Annotated in this window: 1 protein-coding gene and 1 pseudogene; both read left to right on the top strand. The window is 62.8% G+C overall.

The features are described 5' to 3' along the window. Positions 1-202 (top strand): annotated as a pseudogene (locus tag V6V89_RS41425) (IS3 family transposase); the annotation flags it as partial. 47 nt (positions 203-249) lie between these two features. After that, positions 250-1,086 carry an IS3 family transposase gene (locus tag V6V89_RS41420; protein WP_334625222.1) on the top strand — a complete coding sequence of 279 codons (837 nt, stop codon included), beginning with the start codon at positions 250-252 and terminating at the stop codon, positions 1,084-1,086. Positions 1,087-1,125 lie beyond the last annotated feature (39 nt).

Below are 1,125 nucleotides of genomic sequence, written 5' to 3'. Positions count from 1 at the left end.
GGGTATCAGCGAGTCGTGTCTGCGTAACTGGATGGCCCAGGCCGATGTCGATGACGCTGGCGCTGGCGCGGGCCGGTTGAGTAGTGCGGAGAAGAAGGAGCTGGCCGAGCTGCGCCGCCGTAACCGGCAGCTTGAGGTGGAGAATGAGATTCTCAAGCGGGCGGCCGCTTATTTCGCCCGGGAGAATGTGCTCCCAAAGTAGCATTCCGGCTGGTCCGAGAACTCGCCGACGACGGCATCGACGTCGCGGTGGCCTGCCGAGTCTTGGGCGTGTCCCGCTCCGGATACTACGAGTGGAGGGATCGGCCGGTATCGGCGCGGGAGCAGGAGAACGAGATGCTGCTGCGGCATATCGAGAAAATCCACGCCGATCCGCGGAAGAAAACGTACGGGTCGCCCCGGGTACACGCTGTGTTGACCCTCGGCATGGGCCTACAGGTGAATGAGAAACGGGTGGCCCGGCTGATGCGGTCGGCGGGCATCGCGGGCCTGTACTACCGGCGCCGGTCCTGGTGCACCGTCCGCGACCCGCAGGCCACGCCGTCGGCGGACCTGGTCAACCGACAGTTCGATGTGGACGCGCCGAACCGGTTGTGGCTGACCGACATCACCGAACACCCCACCGAGGAGGGCAAGCTGTACTGCGCCGCGGTCATGGACGCCTACAGCCGGCGGATCATCGGCTACTCCATGGCCGATCATCTACGCACCGAACTGGTCCTTGACGCGTTGTCGATGGCGATCACCCGCCGCCCACCGGCCCAGCAGGAAACGATTCTGCATTCCGATCACGGCACCCAGTACACGTCCTGGGACTTCGGTCAACGCCTACGGAAGACCGGCCTGCTCGGCTCGATGGGTACCGTCGGAGACTGCTATGACAACGCCATGATGGAATCGTTCTGGGGAACTCTACAACTAGAGATCCTCGACCGCAAGAAATGGAAGACTCGCGATGAGCTTGCCAACGCAATCTTCGAATGGGTAGAATGCTGGTACAATCCGGTAAGACGCCATTCCAGCCTCGGAATGCGCAGTCCCATCGAGTTTGAAAAGCTCCACACCCCGTCTGATCACGACCGTTGACCCCACACCTCGGGTGTCCGGCCTACGGGGGGAAGCTCA

The sequence above is a fragment of the Micromonospora sp. CPCC 206061 genome (assembly GCF_036906915.1).
In the GTDB taxonomy this organism is placed as follows: domain Bacteria; phylum Actinomycetota; class Actinomycetes; order Mycobacteriales; family Micromonosporaceae; genus Phytohabitans.
The sequence above is the reverse complement of the archived record's forward strand: the minus strand, read 5'-3'. Positions and strand labels throughout refer to the sequence as shown.